Raw genomic sequence first — 15,249 nt, 5'->3', positions numbered from 1 at the left:
TTGCCTCCATTTTTTTGTGGAAGCGAATAGTTCCATTCTTAAAGACTAGCCTGCAATCTATTCATTAAAAGGCTTTTGATTTATAAGATATGACGTTTTGAATTTCATTATCTGTTTATTTTCTACCTCGGTAAAAAAATACCGTGGTTATAAAATCGATCTTGTCTTTAAATCCTTTTATGCAATCTTTATAAATTAAATCTATAAGCTTATAAAAGTTTTAAATGATTACCTTCTTATAGGATACTATAACAACTTTAGATTTTGCGCTCCCCAATTTTGAGGACTGCAAATCTTGTGTTTTTATCATGCGATTAACAATCCAATCATTAAAACAAGATGTGATCTTTAAACGTATGTTATCGATAATTCCAAACAACTAAATTTTTAAACAATGTGATTTGTGCTGTGATAAAAACGTATCATAAAATTTATGAACTGTTATGAATGATAGCTGCTTTTCATTTTATTTGAATACACACATGCGTTATATAATATTTGTATCATGATTTGCTTTTTATGGTCTATTCATACATGGCAATCTTATATAAAAAATGATCAAATGAATCACGTATAAAAAGATGGATTCTTGAGTGGATTCATATAAAATAATTGCAAACAACATATTGACTTTATTGTATTTTTTGATATTATACTGAGTACTATATCTGCTGATATCCATTCATTATAATCACCACGCAATAAATTAACAAAACGTCCACATAAAACAATCAGTATGTGACGATGCCGTATAATGTCAAACTTTGGTACGATATTCTGATAGCCATGGCTGTATACAAATTTTTTTGCTTGTTCATGCTTTTGAAAATGTTCAAAAGCGCCGTAATTTTCACTGATATATTTTTCGTAAAGTCTATCGTACTGCTCTAGACTATCTACACGCGTACATCCTAACAATACAAATACAGAAAAAAGAGTTATAAATGTTATAATAGGCGTTATAGATAACGATTTCATCGCTTTACCTTTTAATGACTGTAATTTGCAGGACTTAACAGATTTCTATTAAATTTATCAATATGTATTTATTTATTTTTGTTTATATCAAATTATACTTAACGATATTGCTGTTTTTAGTTTTATGATTTCTCCAAGAAGAAGGGATCATTCAAAATCCGTACAAATAGGTTTTCTTTACTATCTGAAAGTATTTTCTAACGTCAGAACATGCAGAGTTCACTCTGCAACCAAAGAGAAAATACCCTAAATAAGAATGAAAGATGTAAGAAAACATCTCAATAAGATGATGTGTATTTTAAAAAAAGCAATGGTAAAATCCGTTCACTATACCAACAATAAAATCGATCATGAAGAAATCCGATTAGGACAGGCTAGAATTGTCCTCCCGCTTATTAAACACTGCGTAGCAAGACATTTCCGAAAAATATAAGCGAAAACAGGAAAATTGTTGTGCACTATCACCATTCCTTAACAAGCGTAAATAAGCGTATAATCCGGTACAATCATGTTCTTTATCAGCTTCTCATCTTGCCAACAACTCTTAGCGTTCAAGAATATTCATGAGAAGCCTTTTTACTTCTTTTTTATGATTTTTACACCACGCCCACTTATAATGTACAAGAAACATGATTTTGATTAATATACATAGATTTGCAATAAGAAGAACGGACAATATTCAGCTTTCTCATTCAACATGAAAAACAATGATAAGACTTATAAATCAAAGCCTTGATCCACTATGAAACCTTATAAAACACATATCATAATGAGTGACTATTCTCACAGAGCTTTTTTGAGATTTCCTTCTAAAAAAAACACTGCCAACAAGTAAATCAATAAATAAACAGCAAAAATATAAACGAGCGAGAAAAAGCCAAACATATCGACCATATACGCACTCATGTAAAAAAATACCAAGAGGCTCAATCTTCCAACGGTTGACAAGAAAGATTCATATGTAGCCCTGAAATGATCACTAATACTATCATGCAAAACAACTTCTACACGAAGATATGTATACTTAATGAGATAAAAAATCATACAGACTAAAATGATAGCAATTTCTTTTTTCGGTTCAAAAAAAGCAATGGTAAAAATCAGTGAAGCTGAAAGAAACAACAGTAAAATAAAGTTCATTCTTTCACTTAGTTTTGTAAAGAGAAAACTAGCCAAAAGCTGAGAGAACAATATCAGCGAAAATGTCACACCAAGATCAAAATAAGTGACATTAATATGATGATCTTTAAATATCCACTGCCAATACTGCGAGAATATATTGAAAAAGATCAATGAAAAATAAAAGCATAAAGAAATATAAGGAACTTTAATAAAAATAGACAACATCTCCTTAGCTTCACAAATGAGAGAATTCACTTTATTTGGTTTTTTCTCCCCCTTCAAGTCATCAAGAAAAAACAAACCAAATAGTGTTGTCATCAACATTAAAAACGCCGCGATATACCATATATATTGGCTTGAATAATCAGCAAAATATGCACCGATTAAACTGAATATAAACATGCCGATGTAATTATATTGAGAGCTCGCTCCCAGCACTTTTTTAGTCGATGTCACTTTTGCTTTTGCATATTGAACAAGTAAAGCATTATAAGCCCCCGCAATCAATGTCAGTGATAAGGCATTAAAAGATTCTGCTAAAAGAAAACCGTAAAAGCTTGTAGAAAATCCCATGAGACATAGCCATGTAGCAGCAAAAGCCGCTGCCAAAACAATCGATATTTTATAACTTTTTCTATCGGCAAAATATCCCAGAGGAACATCTGTAACCATCATAATAAAAGCCTGAAACGACTTAATGATCCCGATATCAATAAGAGTTAGCCCTTTTTCAAGCATATAAAAGACAATAAAGGCACCTGTTAAAATTCTTATACCGTTAAATAAAAATCCAAATGCTAATATACTGGTCATGCATTCCCCCAATAACACCCAAAAAGGCACCATATACATCATTTTATATCAATATAAAAAGCTTATATTTCACGACAAATAGGGCAATAACCGCTATAAGGATCTCCAATCCTATCAATTTGATACCCCGAAAAATTCTGGGAAAATGCCTAAAAAATCAATAAACAATGTTCTTTCTATAATTTGACATTTGTCAAAATCCGCTAAATATTTCACTGTCTCAAAAGCAGCCCAAAAACCAGCAACAACATTTACGGATCTATTAAAGTATTCATATCATTTTGCTTAATAGTCTTAACACACTCAAGCTCATTAATATCCTTCATAAGCTTCTCATTCTAAAACAGGCATATCATCTGGTTTTACCTAAAATAATAAGCAACCAACAACAGTATTGACCATAGCTAAAGCAGCACACAACAGCACCCTCTTCACATTGAAGACAGCTTGTTTAAAAAAACGATACACCCTTTTTACTTCAACCTTATGCGATTTTTACCTCAACCTTGCCCAAAGCGTGTATGAATATAATCACTCAAAAGCGCTTCAAATTCTTCAGCAATGTGATCACCCCGCAAAGTTTTTACCTTTTGTCCCTCAATAAAAACAGGTGCCGCTGGACTTTCCCCCACTCCAGGCAAAGAGATTCCAATATCCGCATGTTTTGACTCCCCCGGTCCATTGACGATACATCCCATCACAGCCACCTTCAAACTTTCAACCCCAGGATATTTTTCACGCCAAACGGGCATATTTTTGTGTAAATCCGCTTCAATTTTTTGTGCCAATTGCTGAAATACTGTCGAGGTCGTGCGACCACATCCAGGACAAGCAGCAACAACAGGCAAAAATTGTCGAAACCCCATTACTTGCAAAAGTTCTTGTGCAACTTTGACTTCTCGTGTTCGATCACCACCAGGTTCAGGAGTTAATGAAATTCGTATCGTATCACCAATCCCTTGCTGTAATAAAATGCCCAAAGCCACCGAAGAAGCCACAACCCCTTTTGTTCCCATCCCTGCTTCTGTCAAACCCAAATGGAGTGCATAATCACAACGCTCTGCCAAGGCAATATAGACAGCAATAAGATCTTGGACATCACTCACTTTAGCAGAAAGAATAATTTTATCACGTCCCAATCCTAACTCTTCTGCTAAAGCAGCCGAAAGCAAAGCCGACTGAACAACAGTTTCCCGCATCACTTCAGCCACAGATAAGGGTTTTTCTTGCTGTGCATTTTCATCCATAAGCCGTGTTAACAACGCATTATCAAGAGAACCCCAATTCACACCAATGCGAATAGGTTTATGATACCGACAAGCAATCTCTATAATTTCCGCAAATTGGCGATCTTTTTTTGCACCAAAGCCAACATTTCCAGGATTGATGCGATATTTTGCAAGCGCCTCAGCACACGCAGGATGCTCTGATAAAAGCTTATGACCAATATAATGAAAATCCCCCACCAATGGGATAAAAAAACCTAACCTCTCCAATCGCTCCCGTATTTTTGGGACAGCAGCTGCTGCTTCATCGCGATCAACAGTAATCCGAACCAATTGAGACCCAGCTTGCCAAAGAGCAGAAACCTGCGCAACAGTTGCATCAACATCCGCTGTATCTGTATTGGTCATTGACTGGACAACAATCGGGCTCTCCCCCCCAACGATCACATCACCAACAGCAACACCAACAGACCGACGACGCTCAAGTGGTTTAGATAAAGGATAGGTCGTACTCATCAAGTCCTCAAATTTTTAAAACCTGCGCTATCAATCATCGTTTATATCGACTTCCTCCGCGCTTCAAAGGACGAAAATTACACCGCCCACCAATCTTAACAGATTGCTCTCAAAAGGTTCTACCTACTAACACTGATGCAATACAATTCATAGGTGGATTCATTCTATAGACGCACCGGATAAGTTCTACTACTTCTGTTCAAGTTTATACTTCTACACTTGGTTGCTTCAAAAAGAAACTGAAACAAAACAGAGACAATACTGTATTTTTAAGTTGCATGCCGATACCTTACATCAATGTCATCACAAAACAGTGTTTTACAACACAACAGATAACGCCTAACAAAGCGCAATTTTTAAAAATGCATGAAAGACATCGCCAAATTAATCCAACATATTGATTTGTAATAATCTATTTTTTACAAATTTAAATGGCAAACCCAAATATCGTAAGATTTCCTCATTTTAAATCTTCTTAATTGAATCAATCAATGCCACTCCCTACAGCCACAAGAGAATAGATAGATAAAAATTTCTTATAAACTATTTCAAGTGCCAAAAGTTATCCCAACACTTTAAACAAACAAAAAAATGAAGACATCGCCCACCATCTTTATGAATGAACCTTACACCATTTTGTAAAAATTTTTACCTTACATCCTTAACAAACACCATCACGAAATGAACTCGAGTACATTAAAAAATGCCTCATTAAACCCAAACTCTTAACTATCATCTCACCCACGCGCGGCATGATCAATGCAACCTTTCAATTTTCAAGCCGTTATAGCAAAACCCCAAACACAATTCCAACGATCATGCAACAATTTAACATATGAAGGAGTCAATAAATGTGTCTATTTTCACCCCATAGAAAAAATGCTAAAATTAAAAAACGTATAGCACAATTAAAAAGAGAGCTGGTTCCCGTAAATTATTGGAGTTCTCAAAATGATAGCTTTGAAAACATTTCTGAGCTGTTTAACACATGGAAACAAAAAGGCCGTCACGCACTTTATCACCTCAACGAACATGCTACAGAATTAAAGAAAAAAGCGAAAGAAAATCCTAAAAAAACCCTCGCATTAGCAGCAGGAGTCGTTTTAGTAAGCTTCTTGCTGATCCGTAAAAATTAATAACACAAGCAACAACCTCCCCTTTTAATGCCCGACTCAAAACGGGCATTTTTATGGTTTACAAAATATAAACTTTACGTCTTCCTCCTAACTTTACGCCCTCTCCCAAAAGGATAAGTTTTTCATCCGCCTCATCCGTCTTTGACTTGCTCCCCACACCTCAAAGAATGGAGATTCCTACCAGTCATCGGACTGTCAACAGTCCAGCATCTCTCGGCAGGCTTCACCTACTGACCATTTACGCGGTTCACTTTATAGGCGCGATAGACAAGCCCTGCCCTGAATACTGATCACGATATCTAAAAAACACTTAATATGTAAAGCTTGTAATGCCTTATATCACCGCTCTAAACAACGCTGTTTTACGGCATAACAGGATAATCCAACTTTTTATCTCGCAGACTCTTCCGCTGTCCACCCATGTGGTTCGTATCACCTCAAAGGACAATGTTGCTAGAAACTACAGGCACACAGCTTTCAATATTCCATCCCTCTACTACTGAGTTACTTCAAAAGAAATAGAAACGATTAAAAATGCATGCGCTTTAATGTTCTAAAAAGCATTATTTTACAGCATAACAAATAAGAACTTTAAGAGCTTTAAAAGATGTATCATAACAAACCAAACGAAATCTTCCAACGTGAATACCCACTTGCTATAAAAAAGTGGCATAAAAATTAAACTGAAAAAACCCAAAATTTTATCCTCCAGAATCGACCCGTTGCGAAGTATCTACATACGTAACCACGGACATCCCAGGGATGAGCTTTTCAATTCCTTCCTGCCCAGGATCTAAAGCAATCCGTACTGAAATACGTTGCGCAATTTTAATAAAATTACCAATAGTTGTATCTGTTTTTAACAATGAAAACTCTGAGCCTGTAGCAGGTGCAAAACGAACCACACGCCCTGTTAACTTTTTGTTGTTCAATGCATCAACAGAAAAAACAACCGGTTGTCCCACACGCATCTGAGAAAGTTGCGTTTCCTTATAATTAGCAATAATCCAAATATCATCAGAAATAACAGAGACCAATTGTGTCCCCGGCATAACATATTGCCCTACCCGCGCTCCAACTAATCCAATATAGCCTGTTCGAGGAGATAAAATCTTTGTGTGATCGAGATTAAGTTTTGCTAACTCAACACTCACCTTTGCTCCCGCAATTTCTGACTGTAAACTTTGCCGTTCAAGATTTAATTGTTTTTGCAATTGTCGTTTTGTTTCCAATGCCGTCAAAAGTTGTGAAAGAGGACGAGAAACAGAACTTGCCGTATCACCAAAACCTAACTTTTTACTTTCAGGGACAATATTGGAGAATGCTCGTGAACGCGCCAATTCGACTTCTGCAGCATTAATTTCGCCCTGCAAAAGCTGTGCTTGCAATTCAATACTTGCTAGTTTTGCATTTTTTGAATCGAGAATAGCCTGTGCCCGTGCAAACTGCTGACGAAAAAGAGAATCATCGAGCTCAAAGAGCAACATTCCCTTTTCAACGCGTTGATAATCTTGCACATAAATCCGCGCGATCACCCCAGAGATCTGTGAACTAACCAGCGTAACATTGCCCTTAATGGAAGCATTATCCGTTATTTGGATGTGACTCACAAAAGGAGGAAGTCTCCAAGCCCATAAAATCAGTAAAACACCCGTAATACCTGATAGGAATGCAATAATTGTAGCTTTTGATCGTAATGCTTTTATCATTTTTTGCACCCCTCTTTCTATGACATTACTCTACTTTTCTAATGCTCGCAAAGAGCATGACTTAACAATCATTGTGACAAGAAAAATAACGAATGCAATCATTGAAATATAAAAATAAAGCCTAAAAACGTCATCATAAGCAAAAATATTTGCTGTTAACTTAAATTTTTCTATCAACATAGAAGTACCCTGCTCATTCCCCAAGCCATTGGGAACAGAGACACCATAAGAAGGCGAAAACAAAGTATTCATCTCACCAGAAATAAGTGGATCAGTAACAACAATATTTTGTGTTAAAGACTCAAAGTTCTTATGGGCAAAATAAAACTGTAGGCTGCCAAAAAAAGCAGACCCCATCAATCCCCCTGTCACTTGCGTTAACAAAAAAACAGCAATAAAGCTTAAAACATAACGCGGACCTCTCTCACCAGCGAGCACAAACCCTTTGAAAAGAGCAGGCGGCAAAAACAGTGCATAACTAAAACTCACCAATCCTTGGCTCAACATCATATCTTGCGGACGCGTTAAATGGTTTACACGACTATCTAAATAAGCTCCCAGCGCCAAACAACCCAAAGATAACAAATAAAAATAATCCTCACGCCCCGCTCGTAAAAAAAAGACGCAAACAGCTCCCCCTAACAAAATACCTAGTACCACAGCAAGATACATGGGCGCCATCTCACGATTAAGCAAACCAAAAAGATTAAAAAAGCCTACGGGCAAATTTGACCGTTCTAACAAGAAAACATGAAAGATAAATAAAATAAAAACAGATTGGACCATTTCCTTACTGAAAATCCACCGGAGATCAATCAACGGTTTTTCTCTATTAAGCTCAATAATAATAGCAATAGCCAATGAGAAAATGGCAAGTGCGAGCCCCCAACCAATCCATGGTGCTTCATACCACCAATACAATATGCCAACAGACATAATCACGGCATTTAATCCAAGACCAAGAGCAATCAAACCATAGCTTATCCAATCTAACTTTTGAATCACCTTACTGCGAACAACAGGCGTTAGGGGCAAAGTATAGATACAAACCAAGCTGATGAGAACCAATCCCATTTCCAGCGCGGAAAGACTGGAAAAACCACCATGTTCCAGCAAATCAGGAGAAATCAAACGTGATAAAGGTGCCGCTAAAGCAGCATTCATATAATTCAAGCTAAGACCAATAGTAAACTTCTTTGCTGGAGCAAAAGCCTCCATCATATAAAGCAGAGCAAGCGAAGCCAAAGGTGCAGCAGCAATCCCAGCGAAAAAGCGAATAATCAATGCAGAACGCAAATCCGTAACAAAGAGCTGTAAAACACAAACCAAAACGAAGCCAAGGATTGATAATTCAGCAAAAGCGCGCAACCCAAATTGATAGCGAATTTTGATCAACATAATCGCTATACTTACATTTGGCGCCATATAAGCCGCTACCAACCATGTTGTCTCGGTCAAAGTTGCGTGAAAATCACCGGTCAGATGGACAATGTTAGACTGAACAATATTAGCCCCTAAACCATAAGCCCATTGCAAAATAAGAGAAGCCAAAATATAAACAAAGCACTTTGGCAAAGGCCCTGCAAAAACACGACCAGGACGAGGAAAAGGTTTTCCGCTCCTTTTAGCAGACACAACCGTACTCTTTTTCCCGCTCATGTCACCTTTTCCTGTCTACCCTTGCTACGCCTCTATCAACGAAGAACCATCAGCTGACAATTGCTGGAAAAAAGCTTCTATTTTATGTTTATCCTCATCACTTGCTCCCCCCTTTAACGTCGCTTGAACTTGCAAAATCTGCTGTTCTAATACATCAAAAGAAAGATGCTCTACAGCCACAACATGCTCTACCAATAAAGAGCAGCCTGAAAAGGTAATATTTGCAACACCTCCACATACAGCAAATAATTTCTCACCTAAAGAAGTGCGAACACGAACACTGCCCAACACAATACTTGCCACCAATGGCGCATGATGCGCCATAACTGTTAAAGAACCTGAGGCTGAAGGAAGAACAACAGACACAACCTGATCTGAAAACACAATTTTTTCAGGCGATACAAGCTCAAACAAAAAATGCTCTTCTCTATTGTTTTCCACAAAAGTCTCCACAATACCCGATATAAGGACTTTCCGTTTTTTTCAACGACTCGTCCTTTTTAACGACAAAATATTCATGACAGTTTTCTTCTTAATAAGAAATTTCCTACTAAGAAGCCTCTGCCATAAGACGCTTTCCTTTTTCAAGTGCTTCATCAATCGAACCAACCATATAAAAAGCAGCTTCTGGCAAATCATCATAATCGCCAGCACAAAGACCTTTAAAACCTTTGATTGTCTCTTCTAAAGGGACGAGTTTTCCCGGTGAACCAGTAAAGGCTTCCGCCACATGGAAAGGTTGCGAAAGGAAACGTTCAATTTTACGTGCCCGTCCCACCAGCAATTTGTCGTCTTCAGAAAGTTCATCCATTCCAAGAATAGCAATAATATCCTGAAGTGCCCTATAACGTTGTAAAATAGTTTGCACTTGACAAGCAACCGTATAATGCTCTTCCCCCACAATCAATGGATCCAACATACGCGAGAAAGAGTCAAGCGGATCAACCGCTGGATAGATTCCCTTTTCAGCAATAGAGCGCGAAAGAACTGTCGTTGCATCCAAATGGGCAAAAGACGTTGCCGGTGCTGGATCTGTCAAGTCATCTGCAGGAACATAAATCGCTTGAACAGAGGTAATAGAGCCTGTTTTTGTACTGGTAATACGTTCTTGCAAAGCCCCCATATCCGTTGCCAAAGTTGGCTGATACCCCACAGCAGAAGGAATACGCCCTAAAAGAGCAGACACCTCAGCTCCTGCTTGCGTGAAACGGAAAATATTATCCACAAAGAAAAGAACATCTTGTCCTTCATCACGGAAACTTTCCGCAATTGTCAATCCTGAAAGAGCCACACGCGCACGTGCTCCTGGGGGTTCATTCATTTGCCCGTAAACAAGCGCACATTTTGATCCTTCCGTTGAACCATTATTCTCTCTTGGATTCACATTCACGCGACTTTCGATCATTTCATAATAAAGATCATTTCCTTCACGCGTACGTTCTCCCACACCAGCAAATACGGAATAACCACCGTGTGCCTTTGCAATATTGTTTATAAGTTCCATAATGAGAACGGTTTTTCCAACACCAGCACCACCAAACAAGCCAATTTTACCCCCTTTAGAATAAGGAGCTAACAAATCCACGACTTTAATACCAGTGACGAGAATTTCTGAAACCGTTGATTGCTCAACATATTCAGGCGCTTCTTGGTGAATAGAACGCGTTTTAGTTGCAGGAATCGGTCCCACATTATCCACCGGCTCTCCAATCACATTCATAATACGTCCCAATGTTGCTTCTCCTACAGGAACGCTAATTTGCGTTCCTGTATCCACAACCTTTTGGCCCCGCATCAGACCATCAGTTGTATCCATAGCAATCGTACGCACAGTATTTTCACCCAAATGCTGTGCAACTTCCAACACCAAACGATTGCCTAAATTCTCTGTTTCCAAAGCATTGAGAATATTTGGCAATGCGCCTTCAAATTGCACATCAACGACAGCACCAATAACCTGCTTGATCACACCAACAGCGCCTTTTGCCTGCTCTTCTTTTTTTGCGGATATATCTTTTTTTACAGGCGTATCTTTAGCTGCACTACGCGCAGATGCAGACGAAGCCTTAACACCCGCTTGAGATTTCGAAGCGGCTTTTTTCACGCTGGAACGAGCAACTGGTTTCTTTTTTTCACCTTTTTCTGTTCCTTTGCTTGAGGTTACTGCTTTTACCATCAATCCTTACCTTTTCCATTTAAAGCGCTTCAGCGCCCGCAATAATTTCGATCAATTCTGTCGTAATCTGTGCCTGACGCTGACGATTATAAGCCACCGTCAATTTATTAATCATTTCACCTGCATTGCGCGATGCATTGTCCATAGCCGTCATCTTTGCGCCCATTTCACCAGCAACATTTTCCAACAAAGCCCGAAAGATTTGCACTGAAAGATTGCGTGGCACAAGCGTCTCTAAAAGAGAAGCAGCATCCGGTTCATACTCATAAACAATCGATTGAGATCCCTTACTATGATCGGTTTGCTCTACAACATCTATGGCCTCAACAACTGCTTTTGGAGCAATCATTGGAATCAAACCAAAAGCTGTCGGTCGCTGATTAATGACGGAAACAAATTCAGAATAAAACAGCGTACAGACATCGAAAGCGCCATCATTGAATAAATCAACAATCCGTTGACTAATCATCACCGCCTCTGCAAAACCAATTCGCTTTACAGCATGCAAATCGATGTGATCAATTATCAAACCTTTGTAATCACGCGATAAAATATCCGCACCTTTTTTACCTACGGTAATAATTTTCACTATTTTACCAGATGCCAACAGTGCTTTAATCTGTTCACGTGCACGACGAGCAATTTGCACATTAAAAGCACCACACAAACCGCGCTCAGCAGTACATACTACCAGGAGATGCACATCATCTCGCCCTGTGCCTCGCATAAGAGCAGGCGCATCAACACCATCCACATCAGCAGCGACACTGGTCAAAATATCAGCCATTCTCTTCGCATAAGGACGAGCAGACTGCGCCGCCTCTTGTGCACGATGTAACCTTGCTGCTGCAACCATCTGCATAGCTTTAGTAATCTTTTGTGTTGCTTTAACCGAAGCGATACGGTCTCTAAGATCCTTTAGTGAGGCCATTCAAGCATTCCATTAATTCATCACGAAAAATTTTTCGCATAAGTGTTAAGAACCGTCATCAACTTATCTTTCAGCTCGTCTGTTAACTGCTTTTGCTCGGCAATTGCCTTTAAGAGATCTTGATAATCACTCCGCAAAAGCACCAAAAGCCCCTGCTCAAACCGCGCAACATCAGAAACCGCTAGAGAATCAAGATAGCCATTCACACCCGCGAAAATAACCACCACCTGTTCTTCTGTTTTGAGTGGAGAAAATTGTGGCTGCTTTAAAAGCTCAGTCAAGCGTGCTCCTCGATTCAGCAGACGCTGGGTTGACGCATCCAAATCAGAGCCAAACTGCGCAAAAGCTGCCATTTCACGATATTGCGCCAATTCACCTTTAATCGAGCCGGCAACCTGTTTCATCGCCTTAATTTGTGCAGCAGAACCAACACGCGACACAGAAAGACCAACATTTACAGCGGGACGAATTCCTTGATAAAACAAATTAGTCTCCAGAAAAATTTGCCCATCCGTAATCGAAATCACATTTGTAGGAATATAGGCGGAAACATCATTTGCTTGTGTTTCAATGACTGGCAAAGCTGTCAAAGACCCAGATCCATTTTCTGCATTCAACTTCGCAGCCCGCTCTAAAAGACGCGAATGAAGATAGAAAACATCTCCCGGATAAGCTTCACGACCTGGAGGACGACGTAACAAAAGAGACATTTGACGATAAGCCACCGCCTGTTTTGACAAGTCATCATAACCGATCAAAGCATGTTGCCCATTATCACGAAAATATTCGCCCATAGCACATCCGGCAAGAGGCGCAATAAATTGCAATGGCGCTGGATCAGAAGCGGTTGCCGCCACAATAATAGAATATTCCAGTGCTCCACGTTCTTCCAAAACTTTAACGAACTGCGCCACCGTCGAACGTTTTTGACCGATAGCGACATAAATGCAATAAACTTTGTCTTGTTCTCGTCCAGCCTCTTTTTCATGAAAAGGCTTTTGGTTTAAAAATGTATCGAGCAAAATCGCTGTTTTTCCTGTCTGGCGATCACCAATCACTAATTCACGCTGCCCCCGTCCAATGGGGATGAGTGCGTCAATCGCTTTCAATCCGGTCGACATCGGTTCATGCACAGACTGACGCGGAATAATTCCAGGCGCCTTAACATCAACACGACGACGTTCTGTTGCTTTAATGGGTCCCTTACCATCGATAGGATTTCCCAATGCATCAACCACACGCCCAAGCAAAGCGGGACCCACAGGAACATCCACAATAGCACCCAATCGTTTTACACAATCCCCTTCACGGATATCGCGATCTGAGCCAAAAATGACCACACCAACATTATCAATTTCCAAATTGAGAGCCATACCGCGCACACCGTTTGGAAAAGCAACCATTTCCCCTGCTTGGACATTATCCAAACCATAAACGCGGGCGATACCATCCCCAACAGAGAGAACCCAACCAATTTCTGAAACCTCAGCCTTTTGGTCAAAGTTTTTGATTTGCTCTTTTAGAATTTTTGAAATTTCAGATGGTCTAATATCCATCAGCTGACCTCTTTTTTCAATGCAAGCTTAAACGAAGACAATTTTGTTAGAAGGGACGTATCAATTTGAGACGCCCCCACACGAACGATTAATCCACCAAGAATCGTTGGATCCACAATGATGTGTAGCAAAACTTTTCCCCCGACGACACTTTCCAAAGCCTCACACAACTCTTGTCTTTGTTGAGAACTTAAGGAGCGCGCAGAAATAATTTGTGCTGTTACTTGATTACGAGCGCGTGCAACACAACGTTGAAAAGCATGTAAAATACCAAATACGGCACTAAGCCTACGGTTTTCTGCAATAACGCGTAAAAAATCACCAATAACCTGTCCTGCGTTTTTATCAGCAAATTTGATGTTTTCACAAATAGATTGCATCACCTTAATTTGCTCTTTGACTGAAAAGAATGGACTGAGCACAAAGCGTTTTAAATCTTCATTTTGCTCCAAGACAAGCAAAATTTTTTCCACTGCCTTTTCAACTTTTTCAACGTTCCCCGCTTCTTGAACGCAATCAAAAAGCGCTTGCGCATAGCGTTGATCTACCAACGGCAGCGGTATGAGAGAAAATGAATCCGACACGAAATACCGCCTCTTTCCCTTGAGCGACTCTCTGATAGTTATCAGATGAAATGAAACAGACACTCTCTATTTTAAGAATCTTCTTCTTAAAACTTAGAACAAAAATCATTTGGTTTCTAGCATAGACATAACTGACTCGCAACACCACAAATCGCTGCTTTTTAAAAATTTTAATAAAATATTCAAAATATTTTTAAAAAGCATTTTTTTAGATATACAGGATGGCATCATAGTTTTTTTATGCCTCTTTTTGACATTCTCTGAGCGATTTTTTTCACTCTCTTTAATTTTACTCCCAATGCTCTTTCCACCCCCAAAAAACGGTTCTTCCTTAACATTAAAGATCAGCCTCTTATCACCATAAGAGCTTTTGCGAGAAGCAACTATGCATTGCCTCACACTTTTGTTTATTGCGTTCTAGAATGGGATTACATCCCTCACGAGAACAGCACGCCATTGGGTTGCAATTTAACAGGCTTGTTTTAAAGAGACATCTCTCAAAGCTCCCAAGCCCATTTATGACAGCACTCATAAATGGTATAACAGTAAATCCATTGAGCCCCCATCTTTACGCTTATGAAGAAACAAGCGTTCCCCACACCACACACTTTGCCCAGTTCCCAATATTGCGACAGCCCTTGGCATTAGAGACGATTCATAAGAAGCACTTTTACTCCTTATCTTCTATAGTTTCACTCCACATACTCAATTCCCGCTTGTTATGTACAAGCGAATAATTTTGATTGATTTAACATACACAGGTTTGAAACGAGAGAAGCTTACGATATTCGAAACTCTCATTCAACATACAAAACAATGCATTATCCTTATAAACAAGGCTGC

11 protein-coding genes are annotated in these 15,249 nt (G+C 39.0%); 1 reads left to right on the top strand and 10 read right to left on the bottom strand.

Translation table 11 applies throughout. The annotated features are described in order from the left end of the window. Positions 1-567: 567 nt before the first annotated feature. From ACFIMW_RS07120 to ispG, 3 genes are all read right to left on the bottom strand, one after another. Positions 568-978 carry a hypothetical protein gene (locus ACFIMW_RS07120; RefSeq protein ID WP_375608614.1) on the bottom strand — a complete coding sequence of 137 codons (411 nt, stop codon included), beginning with the start codon at positions 976-978 and terminating at the stop codon, positions 568-570. Positions 979-1,761: 783 nt separating this feature from the next. Beyond that, entirely contained in the window at positions 1,762-2,913 is a 1,152-nt protein-coding gene (locus tag ACFIMW_RS07115) for an MFS transporter (protein ID WP_375608613.1), read from the bottom strand. A 500-nt stretch (positions 2,914-3,413) separates the two neighbouring features. Then, positions 3,414-4,655 (bottom strand): flavodoxin-dependent (E)-4-hydroxy-3-methylbut-2-enyl-diphosphate synthase, encoded by a 1,242-nt coding sequence (gene ispG / locus ACFIMW_RS07110; RefSeq protein WP_375606576.1) that lies wholly within the window; start codon positions 4,653-4,655, stop codon positions 3,414-3,416. 851 nt (positions 4,656-5,506) lie between these two features. On the opposite strand from ispG, the gene ACFIMW_RS07105 reads away from it, so the two are divergent. After that, positions 5,507-5,791, top strand: coding sequence for a hypothetical protein (locus ACFIMW_RS07105; RefSeq protein WP_375606577.1), 285 nt, complete (start codon positions 5,507-5,509; stop codon positions 5,789-5,791). Between the two features lie 701 nt (positions 5,792-6,492). Here ACFIMW_RS07105 and ACFIMW_RS07100 read toward each other — a convergent pair. From ACFIMW_RS07100 to atpH, 7 genes are all read right to left on the bottom strand, one after another. Then, a complete protein-coding gene (locus tag ACFIMW_RS07100; protein ID WP_375606578.1) occupies positions 6,493-7,500 on the bottom strand; it encodes an HlyD family secretion protein in 1,008 nt (335 codons plus the stop codon). A 30-nt stretch (positions 7,501-7,530) separates the two neighbouring features. After that, positions 7,531-9,159 carry an MFS transporter gene (locus ACFIMW_RS07095; RefSeq protein ID WP_375608612.1) on the bottom strand — a complete coding sequence of 543 codons (1,629 nt, stop codon included), beginning with the start codon at positions 9,157-9,159 and terminating at the stop codon, positions 7,531-7,533. Between the two features lie 24 nt (positions 9,160-9,183). Beyond that, positions 9,184-9,600 carry an ATP synthase F1 subunit epsilon gene (gene atpC, locus ACFIMW_RS07090; protein WP_375606580.1) on the bottom strand — a complete coding sequence of 139 codons (417 nt, stop codon included), beginning with the start codon at positions 9,598-9,600 and terminating at the stop codon, positions 9,184-9,186. Between the two features lie 109 nt (positions 9,601-9,709). After that, positions 9,710-11,335 (bottom strand): F0F1 ATP synthase subunit beta, encoded by a 1,626-nt coding sequence (gene atpD, locus ACFIMW_RS07085; protein ID WP_375608611.1) that lies wholly within the window; start codon positions 11,333-11,335, stop codon positions 9,710-9,712. 19 nt (positions 11,336-11,354) lie between these two features. Further along, positions 11,355-12,266 carry a F0F1 ATP synthase subunit gamma gene (locus ACFIMW_RS07080; protein WP_375608610.1) on the bottom strand — a complete coding sequence of 304 codons (912 nt, stop codon included), beginning with the start codon at positions 12,264-12,266 and terminating at the stop codon, positions 11,355-11,357. Between the two features lie 20 nt (positions 12,267-12,286). Further along, entirely contained in the window at positions 12,287-13,822 is a 1,536-nt protein-coding gene (atpA, locus tag ACFIMW_RS07075) for a F0F1 ATP synthase subunit alpha (RefSeq protein ID WP_375606583.1), read from the bottom strand. Beyond that, a complete protein-coding gene (gene atpH / locus ACFIMW_RS07070; RefSeq protein ID WP_375608609.1) occupies positions 13,822-14,406 on the bottom strand; it encodes an ATP synthase F1 subunit delta in 585 nt (194 codons plus the stop codon). Before atpH ends, atpA begins: the two co-directional genes overlap by 1 nt. Positions 14,407-15,249: the final 843 nt, after the last annotated feature.

This window comes from Bartonella sp. AC329YNZD (assembly GCF_042196685.1).
In the GTDB taxonomy this organism is placed as follows: Bacteria; Pseudomonadota; Alphaproteobacteria; order Rhizobiales; family Rhizobiaceae; genus Bartonella.
This window is presented reverse-complemented; position numbering and strand designations above follow the sequence as displayed.

Coding starts and splice junctions, on each gene's coding strand:
- ACFIMW_RS07120 (WP_375608614.1), bottom strand. CDS start 978: ATGAAATCGTTATCTATAACGCCTATTATAACATTTATAACTCTTTTT.
- ACFIMW_RS07115 (WP_375608613.1), bottom strand. CDS start 2,913: ATGACCAGTATATTAGCATTTGGATTTTTATTTAACGGTATAAGAATT.
- ACFIMW_RS07100 (WP_375606578.1), bottom strand. CDS start 7,500: ATGATAAAAGCATTACGATCAAAAGCTACAATTATTGCATTCCTATCA.
- atpA (WP_375606583.1), bottom strand. CDS start 13,822: ATGGATATTAGACCATCTGAAATTTCAAAAATTCTAAAAGAGCAAATC.
- atpD (WP_375608611.1), bottom strand. CDS start 11,335: ATGGTAAAAGCAGTAACCTCAAGCAAAGGAACAGAAAAAGGTGAAAAA.
- ACFIMW_RS07105 (WP_375606577.1), top strand. CDS start 5,507: ATGTGTCTATTTTCACCCCATAGAAAAAATGCTAAAATTAAAAAACGT.
- ACFIMW_RS07080 (WP_375608610.1), bottom strand. CDS start 12,266: ATGGCCTCACTAAAGGATCTTAGAGACCGTATCGCTTCGGTTAAAGCA.
- ispG (WP_375606576.1), bottom strand. CDS start 4,655: ATGAGTACGACCTATCCTTTATCTAAACCACTTGAGCGTCGTCGGTCT.
- ACFIMW_RS07095 (WP_375608612.1), bottom strand. CDS start 9,159: ATGAGCGGGAAAAAGAGTACGGTTGTGTCTGCTAAAAGGAGCGGAAAA.